The organism is Pseudomonas sp. LBUM1679 (genome assembly GCF_059695565.1).
The window spans coordinates 6,102,234-6,119,827 of sequence record NZ_CP166774.1; the positions used below are offsets into that span (position 1 = coordinate 6,102,234).

Annotated in this window: 12 protein-coding genes; 11 read left to right on the forward strand and 1 reads right to left on the reverse strand. The window is 60.2% G+C overall.

Annotated elements, in window-relative coordinates; all coding sequences use genetic code 11:
• Positions 1–75: 75 nt before the first annotated feature.
• Positions 76–1,200, reverse strand: coding sequence for a polysaccharide deacetylase family protein (locus ACA062_RS27830; protein WP_497453902.1), 1,125 nt, complete (start codon positions 1,198–1,200; stop codon positions 76–78).
• Between the two features lie 246 nt (positions 1,201–1,446).
• Between ACA062_RS27830 and yaaA the strand changes: the two genes are divergently transcribed.
• The 11 genes from yaaA (at position 1,447) to ACA062_RS27885 (ending at position 17,588) form a co-directional block, all read left to right on the forward strand.
• Positions 1,447–2,226 carry a peroxide stress protein YaaA gene (gene yaaA / locus ACA062_RS27835; RefSeq protein ID WP_497453903.1) on the forward strand — a complete coding sequence of 260 codons (780 nt, stop codon included), beginning with the start codon at positions 1,447–1,449 and terminating at the stop codon, positions 2,224–2,226.
• An 824-nt stretch (positions 2,227–3,050) separates the two neighbouring features.
• A complete protein-coding gene (locus ACA062_RS27840; RefSeq protein WP_497453904.1) occupies positions 3,051–4,367 on the forward strand; it encodes a nucleotide sugar dehydrogenase in 1,317 nt (438 codons plus the stop codon).
• A 353-nt stretch (positions 4,368–4,720) separates the two neighbouring features.
• Entirely contained in the window at positions 4,721–6,202 is a 1,482-nt protein-coding gene (gene alg8, locus ACA062_RS27845; RefSeq protein WP_497453905.1) for a mannuronan synthase, read from the forward strand.
• 35 nt (positions 6,203–6,237) lie between these two features.
• Positions 6,238–7,407, forward strand: coding sequence for a PilZ domain-containing protein (locus ACA062_RS27850; RefSeq protein WP_497453906.1), 1,170 nt, complete (start codon positions 6,238–6,240; stop codon positions 7,405–7,407).
• A gap of 18 nt (positions 7,408–7,425) precedes the next feature.
• Entirely contained in the window at positions 7,426–8,928 is a 1,503-nt protein-coding gene (algK, locus tag ACA062_RS27855; RefSeq protein WP_497453907.1) for an alginate biosynthesis TPR repeat lipoprotein AlgK, read from the forward strand.
• The gene (locus ACA062_RS27860) at positions 8,925–10,412 is read left to right on the forward strand and encodes an alginate export family protein (RefSeq protein ID WP_497453908.1); all 1,488 of its coding nucleotides are present in this window, start codon (positions 8,925–8,927) and stop codon (positions 10,410–10,412) included. The genes algK and ACA062_RS27860 overlap by 4 nt, the downstream gene beginning before the upstream one ends.
• Positions 10,413–10,438: 26 nt before the next feature.
• On the forward strand, positions 10,439–12,025 hold the full coding sequence (gene algG / locus ACA062_RS27865) for a mannuronan 5-epimerase AlgG (protein WP_497453909.1): 1,587 nt from the start codon (positions 10,439–10,441) through the stop codon (positions 12,023–12,025).
• A 10-nt stretch (positions 12,026–12,035) separates the two neighbouring features.
• Entirely contained in the window at positions 12,036–13,484 is a 1,449-nt protein-coding gene (locus tag ACA062_RS27870) for an alginate O-acetyltransferase (protein WP_497453910.1), read from the forward strand.
• An 11-nt stretch (positions 13,485–13,495) separates the two neighbouring features.
• Positions 13,496–14,626, forward strand: a complete 1,131-nt coding sequence (locus ACA062_RS27875; RefSeq protein WP_497453911.1) for a mannuronate-specific alginate lyase — start codon at positions 13,496–13,498, stop codon at positions 14,624–14,626.
• A gap of 209 nt (positions 14,627–14,835) precedes the next feature.
• Positions 14,836–16,401 (forward strand): MBOAT family O-acyltransferase, encoded by a 1,566-nt coding sequence (locus ACA062_RS27880; RefSeq protein ID WP_497453912.1) that lies wholly within the window; start codon positions 14,836–14,838, stop codon positions 16,399–16,401.
• An 11-nt stretch (positions 16,402–16,412) separates the two neighbouring features.
• Positions 16,413–17,588 (forward strand): alginate O-acetyltransferase, encoded by a 1,176-nt coding sequence (locus tag ACA062_RS27885; RefSeq protein WP_497453913.1) that lies wholly within the window; start codon positions 16,413–16,415, stop codon positions 17,586–17,588.
• Positions 17,589–17,594 lie beyond the last annotated feature (6 nt).

Consider the following 17,594-nt stretch of genomic DNA (forward strand, 5'->3'; position numbering starts at 1 on the left):
AAGTCGGAAGTCCGCCTGCACCGAATTCTCTCCTGAAATCGCCCTTCGCCCAATGTTTACGGGCTTTGGCCATTTTCAGCGAAACCCGTCCTGACAGTCTTCCCAACCGATCCCGCTTTGCGCCGTTTGCGTGACGAGCCAGGGCATCGCCGTTTTCACGCCATCTTGCTTGACGTTGAAATTGATCACGCCGTGGCGCCACAACAGCATCAAGGTCAACACCCGTTGCGCGCTCTGGTCGGGCTTGAGTTTGCCCGCGCCGTCCTGGGCATCGATGTCCCACAGCGCCACTTGCAGGCCCTGGGCGTTGAAGAAGCCTTCGGCGTCCGCACGACGCTGACCGTCAGGCGGGCGGAACAGCGGCACATAATTCTCCGGCAGCTTGCCTTTGACCAGCTCGACGCTGCGTCGTACCGAGTCCTGCCAGTCCTGCCAGTGGCTGTGGGAACGGAACTCCCAGCCTTGCACGCCGATGCATTGCATTGAATAAGTCGCTTGCAGGCTGGCGACCGCACGCTCGGCCAGGCGCGCCTGGATGTCCTTGCCGAGGACGAAGAAGGTGCCGCTCATGTTCGACTTGCGCAGGTACTCGGTGACCCAGGCGGTGTTGTCCGGCGTGGCATTGGCGGCGCTGTCGAAGGTCAGCAGGAACAGCCGGTCATTCATCTGCTCGCCGTTGCGCTCATGGTCGCCAAAGCGCTCGACTTCGCTGCTGGTGTGTGGAAACAGCGCAGCCTTGCGCAATTGCTCGTCCAGATACCGGGCATGAAACTGCCGACTCGGCGCGGCCCACTTGATGTAGTAGCTGTCGTCACTGACCTGAAACTTGGCCGCCTGCTGGCGCAAGGTGTCCAGGTCCTCGACCAGGAAACAGAAGGAGGCGTCCTGGTCGCAGCTTTGCTGGGCGAAGTTGTAGTTGTCCAGCAGGCGTTGCCACAGGCGCTGACGCAGGTGGTTGACTGACGCCAGGTTGATCGTGCGCAGGCCCAGACGCTGGGCCAGGCTCGGTTCATCCAGGGATTCGCTGGCCAGCAGGACGTTGGCGAACATCAGAATCTCGGCGCGCGAGGCGACGTCGAACAGGGTCGGGTTGTTGAGCTGTTCGGGCCAGGTAGTGCGATCCAGCGTCGCCGCCTCGCCCGGTGCCGCCAGGGCACTGAAGCTCAAGAGCCAGGCCGAGAATAGAAAAGCGATGCGCAATGGGATGTCTCCATAACAAAACCCGGGCGGCACTATAGCTGATGCGGCCATGATTCCTGTAGGAGCGAGGCTTGCCCGCGAAAGCGCTGTATCAGGCAGATTGATGCAGGATGCGCCGCCTTCGCGGGCAAGCCTCGCTCCTACGGGTTTTGTGGATATCCACCGATCATCACCTATGAACGCGATAGCTGGAGTCAACGCAGACAACCCCCTAGAATCGCCCCCACGATTAAAGGAGACGACTTCATGCTGATGGTGATTTCCCCCGCCAAGACCCTCGACTACGAAACACCGCCGGCGACCCAGCGCTTCACCCAGCCGCAATACCTCGACCATTCCCAGGAGCTGATCCTGCAATTGCGCGAGCTGAGCCCGATGCAGATCAGCGAGTTGATGCATGTCTCCGACAAGATCGGCGGGCTCAACGCCGCGCGTTTTGGCAGCTGGACGCCGGCCTTTACCCCCGCCAACGCCAAACAGGCACTGCTGGCGTTCAAGGGTGACGTGTACACCGGGCTGAACGCGCAAACCTTCAGCGAAGCCGATTTCGATTACGCCCAGCAGCACTTGCGCATGTTGTCGGGCCTCTACGGCCTGTTGCGTCCACTCGACCTGATGCAGCCGTATCGGCTGGAAATGGGCACCCGACTGGCCAATGCCCGCGGCAAGGACCTGTATGCCTTCTGGGGGACCCGGATCAGCGAATGGTTGAACGAAGCCCTGGCCGATCAAGGCGATGACGTGCTGCTGAACCTGGCCTCCAACGAGTATTTCAGCGCGGTCAAGCGCAACGCGCTGAACGCGCGCATCATCAATACCGAGTTCAAGGACCTGAAGAACGGCCAGTACAAGATCATCAGCTTCTACGCAAAAAAAGCTCGCGGAATGATGAGTCGGTTTGTCATTGAAGAGCGGGTCAACGACCCGGATGCCCTCAAACAGTTCGACGTGCAGGGCTATCGCTACAGCGCCGAGCAGTCCTCACCGGACACGCTGGTCTTTCTGCGCGATCACGCGCCAGAGTAGTCACCCGGTCGGCGCACGACACTTCATGATCCGTCCTGCGCAGACGTCTGATCGTCCGACAATCCCTCGCCTTGTTCGCCGTTTTATTGGCGCCAAAAATTCAGCACCCAAATCCCTAACTTTAGTTTCACTCGACACTGCTGATTTTTTTCCGTAGTGGCACCGAAAATTTTCAGCGGTAGTGGCACATTCCTATCTATTGCGCTCATAGCCCTATGTATCAAGGGTGAAACAGACGGTGCTATCAATTTGAAAGCAGTGCCATCTTTGTCAATATTTCAAGAAATTTCAGAATTCGCGATGAGCGGGCCGGAACTATGTCCAGATGCGTAGTTCATACCACCGGTAACGATTCTCACGGTGCATGTACGAGATAACTTACGCAGAACAGTGATTCACGCAGCGAAGTTGTCACATCAACTTCCGCTACTGATCCCTGATTTGGGCAACACCTGAAGGACAGGAGATAACGCATCAACACTATCCCCTACCAGGCCAAGGCCGCGCCCCTATAAACGTGCTCGCCTGAGCACCCAACCGCTTGATTTACGGGCTAATTGCCTGGCATTGAGCGCGCAAGACCTTTGCACCCGTGACTTCTGCAGAGAAGCTCGGCTGCATGACAGGGCACATCATAATAATAAGGCCTAGTTCGCACATCCTGAGTGCACTTATTTAGACACTCGGAACTTATTATGCCTGCGCGCTGCATTATGGCGCCGATAAGGCCGCACTTGCGAGTGCACTATGACCGCTTAACACCATTAATTCCGGCCATGTAATGGCTTGGTGAAACAGACTTGATTAACTGAGAGGTAAATGCGATGCGCATCAGCATATTTGGTTTGGGTTACGTCGGTGCAGTCTGTGCCGGTTGCCTGTCTGCACGGGGCCATGACGTCATTGGCGTCGATGTCGCCAAAGACAAGATCGATATGATCAATGCCGGCAAATCGCCGATCGTTGAACCGGGTCTGGGCGAATTGCTGCAGAAGGGTATCGAGACGGGCCGCCTGCGCGGCACGACCAACTTCGCCGAAGCGATTCGCGATACCGACCTGTCGATGATCTGCGTCGGCACGCCGAGCAAGAAGAACGGCGACCTGGAACTGAACTACATCGAAGCCGTGTGCCGTGAGATCGGTTTTGTCCTGCGTGACAAGACCACCCGCCACACCATCGTGGTTCGCAGCACCGTACTGCCAGGCACTGTGGCCAACGTAGTGATCCCGATCCTCGAAGACTGCTCCGGCAAGAAAGCAGGCGTCGATTTCGGCGTAGCAGTGAACCCTGAGTTCCTGCGTGAAAGCACCGCGATCGCCGATTACGATCTGCCGCCAATGACCGTCATCGGCGAGTTCGACAAAGCGTCGGGCGACGTCCTGCAATCGCTGTACGAAGAACTCGACGCACCGATCATCCGCAAGGACATCGCTGTCGCCGAGATGATCAAGTACACCTGCAACGTGTGGCACGCCACCAAGGTGACCTTCGCCAACGAAATCGGCAACATCGCCAAGGCTGTCGGCGTCGATGGTCGTGAAGTGATGGAAGTGGTCTGCCAGGACAAGACGCTGAACCTGTCCCAGTACTACATGCGCCCTGGTTTCGCGTTCGGCGGCTCTTGCCTGCCGAAAGACGTGCGCGCCCTGACCTACCGCGCCGGTTCCCTGGACGTGGAAGCGCCGCTGCTCAACTCGCTGATGCGCAGCAACGTGTCCCAGGTGCAGAACGCCTTCGACATCGTCTCCAGCCACGGCAAACGCAAAGTCGCCCTGCTGGGCCTGAGCTTCAAGGCCGGCACCGACGACCTGCGCGAAAGCCCGCTGGTTGACCTGGCGGAAATGCTGATCGGCAAGGGCTACGACCTGAGCATCTACGACAGCAACGTCGAATACGCCCGTGTTCACGGTGCGAACAAGGATTACATCGAGTCGAAGATCCCTCACGTCTCGTCCTTGCTCAACGCCGACTTCGACAACGTGATCGACAACTGCGACGTGATCATCCTCGGCAACCGTGACGAGAAATTCCGTGCGCTGGCGCAACAAGCGCCGCAGGGCAAGCAAGTGATCGACCTGGTCGGCTTCATGTCCCAAGCCACCAGTGTAGCTGGCCGCACCGAAGGCATCTGCTGGTAACACACCTTCCCCGTAGGAGCCAGGCTTGCCGGCGAACCAGACGACGTGATGTGTCAGGTACGCCGCCTTCGCTCCTGTAGGAGCCAGGCTTGCCGGCGAACCAGGCAACGCGGTGTGTCAGGCACGCAGCCTTCGCTCCTGTAGGAGCCAGGCTTGCCGGCGAACCAGGCAACGCGGTGTGTCAGGCACGCAGCCTTCGCTCCTGTAGGAGCCAGGCTTGCCGGCGAACCAGGCAACGCGGTGTGTCAGGCACGCAGCCTTCGCGGGCAGCCTCGCTCCTACGGTTTTTACGCCTGCCTTAACCCCATCGGGCCACCCCACAGGCTCGCCCGAGATCGAGACGGATGCAGATTATGCACAGGCTAAAGCACGGCCTACTTCAGGCCGCCGGTTGGCTGTTTTACCTAAGTTTATTGATGGGCATCGCCATGGCGTTGCCTGCGTCCACGTTCGACTCCGAGTCGAGGGACTTTATCTTCCTGATCGGTATCGTCGGTATCTGGCGCTACTCGATGGGTGCCACGCACTTTCTGCGCGGCATGCTGTTTCTGTACGTGGTCTACCCGCACCTGCGGCGCAAAGTGCGCAAGCTGGGTAAAGCGGCAGACCCGTCCCATGTGTTCCTGATGGTCACCAGTTTTCGAATCGACGCGCTGACCACCGCCCAGGTCTACGCCTCGGTGATTCGCGAAGCGATCGACTGCGGCCTGCCGACCACCATGGTCTGCTCCATCGTGGAAATGTCCGATGAGAAGCTGGTGAAAAGCCTGTGGTCGCGGATGAACCCACCGGACCGCGTCAAGCTCGACTTCGTGCGCATTCCCGGCACCGGCAAGCGCGATGGCCTGGCCTACGGTTTCCGCGCCATCTCCCGCCACTTGCCGGACGACCGCGCCGTGGTTGCAGTGATCGATGGCGACACCGTGCTGGCCGAAGGCGTCGTGCTCAAGACCGTGCCGTGGTTCCAGCTGTTCGGCAATGTCGGCGGCCTGACCACCAACGAGTTCTGCGAAGTGCGCGGCGGCTACATCATGAGCGAATGGCACAAACTGCGGTTCGCCCAGCGCCACATCAACATGTGCTCGATGGCCTTGTCCAAGCGCGTACTGACCATGACCGGCCGGATGTCGGTATTCCGCGCCTCCGTGGTCACCAACCCGGACTTCATCGCCGACGTCGAAAGCGATTCGCTGCAACACTGGCGCCTGGGTCGCTTCAAGTTCCTCACCGGTGATGACAAGTCGAGCTGGTTCAGCCTGATGCGCCTGGGCTACGACACGTTCTACGTGCCGGATGCCGCGATCCACACCGTGGAACACCCGCCGGAAAAAAGCTTCATCAAGGCCAGCCGCAAACTGATGTTCCGCTGGTACGGCAACAACCTGCGCCAGAACTCCCGCGCCCTGGGCCTGGGGATGAAACGCCTCGGCCTGTTCACGTCGGTGGTGCTGTTCGACCAGCGGGTGTCGATGTGGACGTCGCTGCTGGGCCTGACGGTCGCGCTCATCGCCACCTTCAAGTACGGCGCCGCGTTCATCCTGGTTTACCTGCTGTGGATCGGCATTACCCGCCTGATCCTGACCGTGCTGCTGTCGTTGTCCGGTCACAAGATCGGCCCGGCCTACCCGGCGATTCTCTATTACAACCAGATCGTCGGCGCGCTGGTGAAGATCTACGTGTTCTTCCGCCTCGACAAACAGTCCTGGACTCGCCAACCCACTTCTCTGACCCGTGATCTCGCCAGCTTTCAACGTTGGTTCAACACTTGGTCGTCTCGGACCATGACCTTCTCCGCCGGCAGCATTTTTGTTGCCGTGCTGCTGATGATGGTCTGACCGAACTCGCCTGAATTAACTAGGAAATCGTCTATATGAATACCGCCGTCAACGCCAACGTAGTGCATGAATCAGAAGCCCAGCGCCAACACGCCAGAGTGAAAATCCCGGCCAAGCTGCGTTTCTTCGGTCCTGACCGGACCCCGTTCGAAGCACGGGTCATCGACCTCTCCGCTGGCGGCCTGGCCTTCAACGCCGGTCAGTTGCCACTGAAGGTGGGCGAGGTGTACAAGGCTCGCCTGCAATTCGTCATCGACAACCTCGGCCTGGCCATGGACGTCGAGCTGCAAGTACGCTCCTTCGATCGCGAGACCGGCCGCGTCGGTTGCCAGTTCCAGAACCTGGAGCCGCGGGACATTTCCACCCTGCGCCACCTGATCACCTCACACCTGGCCGGCGACATCGTCAGCGTCGGCGAGATGCTGGCGACCCTGCAGCGCGACAACTTCACCAAGGCGCGCAAGGTCAAGGATGGCGGGCACGGCATGACCCCGTTCGGCCGTCTGCGCGCAGTGACCTTCAGCCTGGCGATTTTCCTCGTCGGCCTCACGGCCTTCGGTTTCATCTTCAAGTCGGTGTACGGCATGTACTTCGTCAGCCACGCCCAGGCTGGCCTGGTCAGCGTACCGGCGATGAACATCACCATGCCGCGCGACGGCACCGTGCAGAGCCTGATCAAAGCCGACGGCGTGGCTGCAAAAGGCGCCCCGCTGGCGACCTTCAGCACCAGCATGCTTGACGTGCTCAAGGGTCACCTTGACGAAGATCAACTGCAACCGGCCAAGGTTGAAGAACTGTTCGGCAAGCAGATGACCGGCACCTTGACCTCGCCATGCGATTGCACCGTGGCCCAGCAACTGGTTGCCGACGGTCAGTACGCCAGCAAAGGCGACGTGATCTTCCAACTGGTGCCGCGTAACAGCGAAGCCAACGTCGAAGCGCGCTTCTCCTATCGCCAGTTCGGCGACGTGTTGCCAGGCAGCACGGTCAGCTTCCAGATCGCCGGCGAAGACAAAACCCGCAGCGGCACGATCGTCAGCAGCACCAGCCTGAAAAGCGCCGACCTGTCGTCCGACATCCGCGTACAGATCAAGCCTGACGAGCCACTGGACAGCAAGTTCGCCGGTCGCCCGGTTGAAGTGAACAGCACCCGTGGTCCGAACCTGAACTGGCTGATCGACAAAGCCATGGCCGCCGGTATTTAAGCAGAGGACATGCCCGTGATGATCATCAATCTCCTCAAAACACCGCGATCCCTGTGGGAGCGGGCTTGCCCGCGATTGGATCACTGCGGTGTCTCTGACGAACCGCGTCAAGCGAATCGCGGGCAAGCCCGCTCCCACAGGGGGCTTATGGTGTGCTCACTGGCTTTGGCCGTGAGCCTGGCCGGTTGCGCCGGCCTGCCCGACCAGCGCCTGGCCAACGAAGCCCTCAAGCGCGGCGATACCGCGCTGGCGGCGCAGAACTACAAGCAACTGGCAGACCTGGGCTACAGCGAAGCCCAGGTCGGCCTGGCTGATATCCAGGTCGACAGCCATGACCCGGCGCAGATGAAACAGGCCGAGGCGACTTACCGCGCCGCGGCCAGCGTCTCGCCGCGGGCCCAGGCGCGCCTGGGTCGTCTGTTGGTGGCCAAACCCGGTGCCACCGAAGCCGAACAGCAGGAAGCCGAAGGCCTGTTGAAAAAAGCGTCCGCCGCCGGTGAAGGCAATACCCTGATCCCGTTGGCGATGCTGTACCTGCAATTCCCCCACAGTTTCCCCAACGTCAACGCACAGCAGCAGATCAGCCAGTGGCGCGCCGAAGGCAAGCCGGAAGCGGGCCTGGCCCAGGTGCTGCTGTATCGCACCCAAGGCACTTACGACCAGCATCTGGACGAAGTGGAAAGCATCTGCAAGGCCGCGTTGGCCACCACCGACATCTGCTACGTCGAACTGGCCACGGTTTATCAGAAGAAAGCGGCGCCTGAGCAACAGGCCGAGCTGATCAAGCAGATGCAAGCCGCCCAGGCGCGCGGCACGGTTTCGGCTCAGCGCGTGGACAGCGTCGCTCGCGTACTGGGTGATGCAACCCTGGGCACGACCGATGAAAAAACCGCGCAGTCGCTGCTTGAAGGCATCGCACCCGGCTACCCCGCTTCCTGGGTCAGCCTGGCGCAATTGCTCTACGACTTCCCGGAACTCGGCGATGTCGACACCATGATGAAGTACCTGGACAACGGCCGCGCCGCCGACCAGCCCCGCGCCGAACTGTTGCTGGGCAAGCTCTACTACGAAGGCAAGATGGTCCCGGCCGACGCCAAGGTCGCCGAAGAACACTTCCAGAAAGCCGTCGGCCGGGAAGTGGCCGCCGACTACTACCTCGGCCAGATCTACCGCCGTGGCTACCTGGGCAAGGTCTACTCGCAAAAAGCCCTGGACCACCTGCTGACCGCTGCGCGCAACGGCCAGAACAGCGCCGACTTCGCCATCGCCCAATTGTTCTCCCAAGGCAAGGGCACCAAGCCCGACCCGCTCAACGCTTACGTCTTCAGCCAATTGGCCAAGGCCCAGAACACCCCGCAAGCCACCGAGCTTGCGCAAACACTCGAAGCCCAGCTGCCGCCTGCCCAGCTTGCCGAGGCCCAACGCCTGTTGAAACAAGAACAGGCCGTTCGTGGTGCCTTGAGCCAGAACACGCTGGAACTGCATGCCCTGGAAGAAGAAGACGGCGAGGAATCCCTATGAAGTTGAATCCATTCGTTAAGGCCGGCATCGGCCTGTCGTTCGCCCTGTTGTGGTCGTGCCCGACCCTGGCAGCCTTGACCGAAAGCAAGAACTACGGCCTTGACGTAAAAGTCACCGCCCAGTCCGAAGACGATACCGACCTGGGTACGGCGAGCGGCGGCGACGTCAATGGCGTCGGCCTCGACCTGCGTCCATGGATCTATGGCGAAAGCGGCGCGTGGAGCGGCTACGCCATGGGCCAGGCCGTGACGTCCACCGACATCATCGAGACTGACACCCTGCAGCAGTCCGACAGCGACGGCACCCAGGCCACCGACAACGGTGATCGCAAGAGCAAGAAAAACTACCTGGCGATGCGCGAGTTCTGGGTCGGCTACAGCGGTCTGACGCCCTACCCCGGCGAGATCCTCAAGCTCGGCCGTCAACGCCTGCGCAATGACGATGGCCAATGGCGCGACACCAACATCGAAGCCCTGAACTGGACCTTCGACACCACCCTGTTGCGCGCCAACGCCGGTGTGGCCGAACGCTTCAGCGAATACCGCACCGACCTCACCGAACTCGCGCCCAAGGACAAGGATCGCCTGCACGCTTACGCCGATGCGGCGTATCAGTGGAACCCGGGCAACTGGGTCGGCATTCGCGGGCATCACACCCACGATGACGGCAAGCTGGACTACCCGGAGCCGGGTGTGGCCGCCGATTCCCTGGACAAGAAAGAGAACGGCGACATCAGCTGGATCGGCCTCACCGCGGACAGCGATGCCTACAACTGGCGCAACACCAACACCGTCAATTACTGGGGCAGCATCACTGGCATGAGCGGCGACCGCGACACGGTCAACCCGCTGAACGCCGACGGCACCGCACCGGCACAAGCCAAGACCAGCGGCAACGTCGATGGCTGGGCCACCGACCTGGGTGTGCGTCTGCGCCTCGATCCGCAATGGCAAGTCGGTGCAGCCTATGCCCGCGCCAGCGCCGATTACGAACAGAACGGCCTGGAAAGCAACCGCTCGAACTACACCGGTACTCGCTCGCGGGTGCACCGTTTCGGTGAAGCCTTCCGTGGCGAAATGAACAACATGCAGACCGCCACGCTGTTCGGTTCGTGGATGCTCAACGACGAATACGACGCCAGCGTGATCTACCACAAATTCTGGCGCGTCGACGGCAACAAGCCGGTCGGCAGCAACGGCATCAACGCCGTGCAGAACGACACCGATGACGTGACCGGCGCCGTGCTCTCCAGCACCTCGCTGCCGCTGGAAGATGGCAACAAGGACCTCGGACAGGAAATGGACGTGGTCGTCACCAAGTACTTCAAGCAGGGCCTGCTGCCCGCCTCCCTGAGCCAATCGATCGATGAGCCGTCGGCCCTGGTGCGTTTGCGTGGCGGTGTGTTCAAGCCGGGCGATGCCTACGGCAAAGGCGTCGACTCGTACATGCACCGTGCATTCATCGACGTGATCTGGCGCTTCTGATGCGAACAGCGAAGGGAGTTCCTTACATGAACAGTCCGAAGAGAGGCTCGATCACCTTGCTGGCCGGCGCGATGCTGCTGGCAAGCTCGGCGGCCTTCGCCAGTGTGGAACCGGCAACCCCTCAACAGGGGAAGCCGGCCACCGTGGCCAAGGAACTGCAACAGGCCAAGACCTATACCGTCAGCAGCGCACCGACCGCGCCGCTGGAGTTGGAAAAGCCGAAACTGCCGGACACCTCCGGCTACACCGCCGAAGCCATCGCCGCGAAAATCGTGCGCACCAAGCCCGGCAAAATCAGCGTGCGCCGGATGATGCAGGAAGACGCCCTGAAGGACTTCATCGGCGGTGACAACAAGATGGCCGAATGGGTGGTGCGTCAGCACGGCATCCCGCAGGCGATCTTCATCGACGACGGCTACATGAACCTCAAGGAACTGGTCAAGAAGGTGCCCAAGCAGTACTTCAGCGAAACCTCGCCGGGCGTGTTCCTGGCGAAGTTGCCGATCGTGGTCGGGCACAAGGGCATCCTGGAAATCGACAAGCAGACCCAGGAATTGCGCCTGTCCCAGGAGGCCGGTTCGTTCCTGGTCAACGACGGCCAGCTGTTTGTGCGCGATACCAAAATCACCGGCTGGCGCGAGAAGGAAAACGGCCCGGCGACCTTCAAGTCGCCCAAAGAATTCCGTCCGTTCCTGCTGTCCTGGGGCGGTACCGAGACCTATATCGCCAACAGCAAGATCGCCAGTTTCGGCTATGCCAACAGTAAGTCCTACGGCGTGAGTATTTCCCAGTACACGCCGAACATGGCCAAGGTGCTCAAGCGCGCTGAACCGACCGGCTGGATCGTCGGTTCCGAGTTCTCGGACATGTGGTACGGCTTCTACTGCTACGAAGCCGAAGACTTCGTAGTCAAGGGCAACACCTACAAAGACAACATCGTCTATGGCATCGACCCCCATGACCGTTCCCACGGTCTGATCATTGCCGACAACACGGTGTTCGGGACCAAGAAGAAGCACGGGATCATCATTTCCCGTGAGGTCAACGACAGCTTCATCTTCAACAACCGCAGCTACGACAACAAGCTCTCGGGCCTGGTGATCGACCGTAACAGCGTGAACAACCTGGTCGCCTACAACGAGATCTACCAGAACCACACCGACGGCATCACCCTCTACGAGAGTGGCAACAACCTGCTGTGGGGCAACAAGGTGATCAGCAACCGGCGCCACGGCATCCGGATTCGTAACAGCGTGAACATCCGCTTGTACGAAAACCTGGCCATGGCCAACGGCCTGACCGGTGTCTACGGCCACATCAAGGACCTGACCGACACCGACCGGGACATCGACCTCGATCCGTTCGACGCCCAGGTGTCCCTGATCATCGTCGGTGGCGAACTGGCCGGCAACGGCAGCGGACCGCTGTCCATCGACTCGCCGCTGAGCGTCGAGTTGTATCGCGTGTCCATGCTCGCGCCCACCAAATCCAGCGGCATCAGCTTCAACGGGATTCTTGGCGAGCGCCAGGATGAAATTCTCGACCTGCTGGTGCGCCAGCAGAAAGCCGTGCTGATCGACCCTGTCGAACGCCAGACCGAAATGCAGGACTGAGGATAATTTTATGCGCCCACACTTGATCAAATTACTCAGCCTGTCGGCCCTGGCCGCCGGCATTTTCGCGGCCAGCGGCGGTGCGCGGGCCGATGAAGCCAAAGCACCCAGCTTCAGCGCCGAACCGTGCTGCAACCTGTGCCCGGAAGCCCACGACGCCAAGAACTACACCACGCGCTACCAGCAGAACTTCACCACGCTGGTACAGGCCCAGGGTGACTGGCTGTTCCGGACCCAGGAAGACTTGCGCACCGAATTCGATACCACCCCCGCCGGCTACAAACGCATGAAAGAGCTGCACGATGCGTTCAAGAGCAAAGGCGTGGAGCTCGTTGTTGTTTATCAACCGACTCGTGGCCTGGTAAACCGCAACAAGCTGAACCCGGAAGAGAAAGCCCAATTCGATTTCGACAAGGCGCTGAAGAACTACAAGACCATGCTCGGCCGTTTCGCGCAGATGGGCTATGTGGTACCGGACCTGTCGCCACTGACCAACGAATCGCTGCCCGACACCCTGCCGGCCCACGACTTCTACTTCCGCGGCGACCAGCACTGGACCCCATACGGCGCCCAGCGCACGGCGAAGATCGTGGCCGAGAAGGTCAAGCAGATTCCAGGTTTCGCCGACATTCCCAAGCGTGAATTCGAGACCCATAAGTCGGGTCGCATGGGCAAGACCGGAACATTACACAATATGGCCGGTCAACTCTGTGGCACCAGCTACGCGATCCAGTACATGGATCAGTTCACCACCGAGCCTAAAGGCGAAGCCGGCGATGGCGATCTGTTCAGTGACTCCGGCAATCCGGAGATCACCCTGGTCGGCACCAGCCACAGTGGCAAGAACTACAACTTCGCCGGTTTCCTCCAGGAGGCCATCGGCGCCGACATCCTCAACGTGGCGTTCCCCGGCGGTGGCCTGGAAGGTTCGATGCTGCAGTACCTGGGCAGCGAAGAGTTCCAGACCAAGCCGCCGAAGATTCTGATCTGGGAATTCTCGCCGCTCTACCGCCTCGACCAGGAAACCACCTACCGCCAGATGATGGCGCTGCTGGACAACGGTTGCGAAGGAAAGGATGCACAGATGACCGGCAGCACCACGTTGAAACCGGGCAAGAACGAATTGATGGTCAACAGCAAGAACCTGAACCTGCAAAACAGCAGCCACCAGGTTGATATCCGCTTCGCCGATCCGTCGGTGAAAACCCTGCAAGCCACCCTCTGGTACATGAACGGTCGCCACGAGGACATCAAGATCGAAAAACCGGAAACCTCCGACACCGACGGGCGTTTCGCCTTTGAGTTGCGCACGGACGAAGACTGGGGCTCGCAGAATCTGCTGGCCGTCGAAGTCCAGGGCCCTGAAGCAGGTGCCGCGCCGCAGAAAGTCGAAGCGAAGATCTGCAAACGCAACGTGTTCCCTGGCTTGGGGCAGCGTACCGCTCAAGCCGGGCAATGAGGCAACCTCTTATGACATGCATGCAAACCCGAACTTTGAAAAGATTGATCGCACCGTCCCTGTTGACCCTGGCCATGTTTGCCGGGGCGACTCAGGCCGCCGCGCCCCTGCGTCCACCCCAGGGTTATTTCGCGCCGATTGAAAAAGTCAAAACCGGCGACAAGAGCGAAGGCTGTGATGCAATGCCGACGCCCTACACCGGCTCGCTGCAATTTCGCAGCAAGTACGAAGGTTCCGACAAGGCCCGTTCGACCCTGAACGAGGCCTCGGAAAAAGCCTTTCGCGACACCACCGCCGACATCACCAAGATCGAGCGCGCCACCAGCAAGCACGTGATGCAGTACATGCGTGACGGTCGCCCGGAACAGCTGGAATGCACCCTGAACTGGTTGACTGCCTGGGCCAAGGCCGATGCGTTGATGTCCAAGGATTTCAACCACACCGGCAAGTCCATGCGCAAATGGGCGCTGGGCAGCATGGCATCGTCCTATGTCCGCCTGAAGTTCTCCGACTCCCATCCGCTGGCGAACCATCAGCAGGAGTCGCAACTGATCGAAGCCTGGTTCAGCAAGATGGCTGATCAAGTGGTCAGCGATTGGGACAACCTGCCGCTGGAAAAAACCAACAACCACTCGTACTGGTCCGCCTGGTCGGTGATGGCAACCTCCATCGCCACCAACCGCCGCGACCTGTTCGACTGGTCGGTGAAGGAATTCAAGGTCGGCGCCAATCAAATCGACGCCCAGGGTTACCTGCCCAACGAGCTCAAGCGCAAGCAACGCGCCCTCGCCTATCACAACTATGCCCTGCCGCCGCTGGCGATGATCGCCAGTTTCGCCCAGGTCAACGGTGTGGACTTGCGTCAGGAAAACAACGGCGCGTTGAAACGTTTGGGTGACCGCGTGCTCGCCGGCGTTGAAGACCAGGACGAGTTCGAGGAAAAAAGCGGCAAGGAACAGGACATGACCGACCTCAAGGTCGACTCGAAATTCGCCTGGCTCGAACCGTTCTGCACGCTCTACACCTGCTCGCCGGATGTGCTGGAGAAAAAACACGAGATGCAGCCGTTCAAGACCTTCCGCCTCGGGGGTGACCTGACCAAGGTCTACGACCCTGCTTACGAGAAAGGCAAAGGTTCCTAGAGCAAACACAAAACCTGTAGGAGCGAGGCTTGCCCGCGAAGAACGATGACACGGTTCATCAGTTCAACCGCGTAACGGCCTTCGCGGGCAAGCCACGCTCCTACAGGGTCAGTGCAAGATTTGAGTTGAGTGATATTCCCCCGTTTTTGGGTGGGGGGTTTGGGGGGGCCGTTGGCCTCTGACTGTTGGTTAAACACGGAGAGATCGGGATGGTATTTTCGTCCAATGTATTCCTGTTTTTGTTCTTGCCGATCTTTCTCGGCATGTACTATCTGAGCGGAATACGCTATCGCAACCTGCTGCTGCTGCTCGCCAGCTATGTGTTCTATGCCTGGTGGCGTGTGGACTTTCTTGCGCTGTTCGCAGCCGTCACGCTGTGGAACTACTGGATCGGCCTCAAAGTCGGGGCCGCAGGCGTCAGGACCAAACCGGCACAGCGCTGGTTGCTCCTGGGCGTGGGCGTCGACCTGTGCATCCTCGGCTACTTCAAGTACGCCAACTTCGGCGTCGACAGCATCAACGCGATGATGACGTCGGTCGGTCTGTCGCCGTTCATCCTGACCCACGTGCTGTTGCCGATCGGGATCTCGTTCTACATCTTCGAGTCCATCAGCTACATCATCGACGTCTACCGTGGCGACACCCCGGCGACCCGCAACCTGATCGACTTTGCTGCGTTCGTGGCGATCTTCCCGCACCTGATCGCCGGCCCGGTGTTGCGTTTTCGCGACCTGGCCGACCAGTTCAACAACCGCACCCACACCCTCGACAAGTTCTCCGAGGGCTGCACGCGGTTCATGCAGGGTTTCATCAAGAAAGTCTTCATTGCCGACACCCTGGCGGTGGTGGCTGACCATTGCTTCGCCCTGCAGAACCCGACCACGGGCGATGCCTGGCTCGGCGCCCTGGCTTACACCGCGCAACTGTATTTCGACTTCTCCGGCTACAGCGACATGGCCATCGGCCTGGGCTTGATGATGGGTTTCCGCTTCATGGAAAACTTCAAACAGCCGTACATCAGTCAGTCGATCACCGAGTTCTGGCGGCGCTGGCACATCAGCCTCTCCACCTGGCTGCGTGACTACCTGTACATCACCCTCGGCGGTAACCGTAAAGGCACGCTGATGACCTATCGCAACCTGTTCCTGACCATGCTGCTCGGCGGTCTGTGGCACGGTGCGAACATCACCTACATCGTGTGGGGTGCCTGGCACGGCATGTGGCTGGCGATCGAAAAGGCCCTGGGCCTGAACACCTCGCCGCGCAGCATCAACCCGATCCGCTGGGCGCTGACCTTCCTGCTGGTGGTCATGGGCTGGGTGATCTTCCGCTCGGAAAACCTGCACGTCGCCGGCCGTATGTACGGCGCGATGTTCAGCTTCGGCGAATGGTCATTGTCGGAACTCAACGCGGCCAGCCTCACCGGCCTGCAAGTGGCGACCCTGGTGGTGGCGTACGCAACCCTGGCGTTCTTCGGCATCCGGGATTTCTACAGCAACCTGCCACCGGAAAAAACCAAGCCTGCGGTCAACGTCGAGGCCAATGGCCCGGCCACTGCACAGCCAGGAATGATCAAGGCCGTACCGGGCGACAACCCGGCCAGCATCCACGAGCCGGGTTACACCGTCGGCGTTGAAGCGACCGTGCAACCGGCCTACTGGACCGCTGACTGGTCGCGCTATGTGATGCGCGCCCTGGTGCTGCTGTTGTTCATCGCCTCGATTCTCAAACTCTCGGCGCAAAGCTTCTCGCCGTTCCTTTACTTCCAGTTCTGAGGGATCTGACCATGACCCGCTCATTACGCATCTTCTACATCGCTCTGTTCATGCTGACGCTGTTGGCCCTGGGCGTGTGGTCCACGCGCAGCTTCCTGGGCTTCAGCACCAACGCCGAGGCGACGGTGCTCAACGGCCGCTGGTCCAAAGCCGTGGAGACCCATTACGACGAAGAGTTTCCGATCAAGCGCCTGGGCACCAACCTCTGGGCCGCGCTGGATTTCAAACTGTTCAACGAAGGTCGTCCGGGCGTCGTGCTCGGTCGCGACCAGTGGTTGTACAGCGATGAGGAATTCAACCCGATCGTCAACGAAGAGCTGAATCTGCAAGGCAACTACGCACTGGTCGAAGGCGTGCGCCAGACCCTGAAAGAGAAAGGCGTGAAACTGGTGATGGCGATCGTGCCGGCCAAGACTCGCCTGTACCCGGAGCACCTGGGTGACGTGAAGCCTTCGAGCATCCACGCCAACCTCTATCAGGATTTCCATGCCCGTGTCGCGGCCAACAAGGTAATTGCCCCCGACCTGCTCGGCCCGTTGTTGAAGGGCAAGCTGGACGGTCAGCAAGTATTCCTGCGCACCGACACCCACTGGACTCCGGAAGGCGCGCAAATCGCTGCCCAGACCCTGGCCAAAACCATTGCCGACAAGACGCCGCTGAGCGGTGAGCCGCAACGCTTCGTGACCGAACCTGCGGAGAAGGTCACGCACAAGGGCGACCTGCGTCTGTTCCTGCCGCTGGATCCGCTGTTCGAAAACCTGATGCCGGCCACCGAGCCCTTGCAGAAGCGCAACACCGTGGTGGCTGATGATCAGGCTGGCGGTGATGACGCCCTGTTCGCCAACACCGAAGTACCGGTGGCCCTGATCGGCACCAGCTACAGCGCCAACCCTAACTGGAACTTCGTCGGTGCGCTCAAAGAAGCGCTGAAGAGCGACGTGGTCAATTACGCCGAAGACGGCCACGGCCCGATTCTGCCAATGCTCAGCTATCTGCAAAGCGATGCTTTCAAGAACAGCCCGCCACAGGTGCTGATCTGGGAGTTTCCTGAACGTTATCTGCCTGTGAACAACGAAATCGGTGACGCCGACCCGCAGTGGGTCGCAGAGCTCAAAGAAGCTGGCGTTCGCCAACAAAACGTAGCCGCAAACACTAAATCCGAGACGCCCGACCGGGCGCAAAACTGAAAGAGA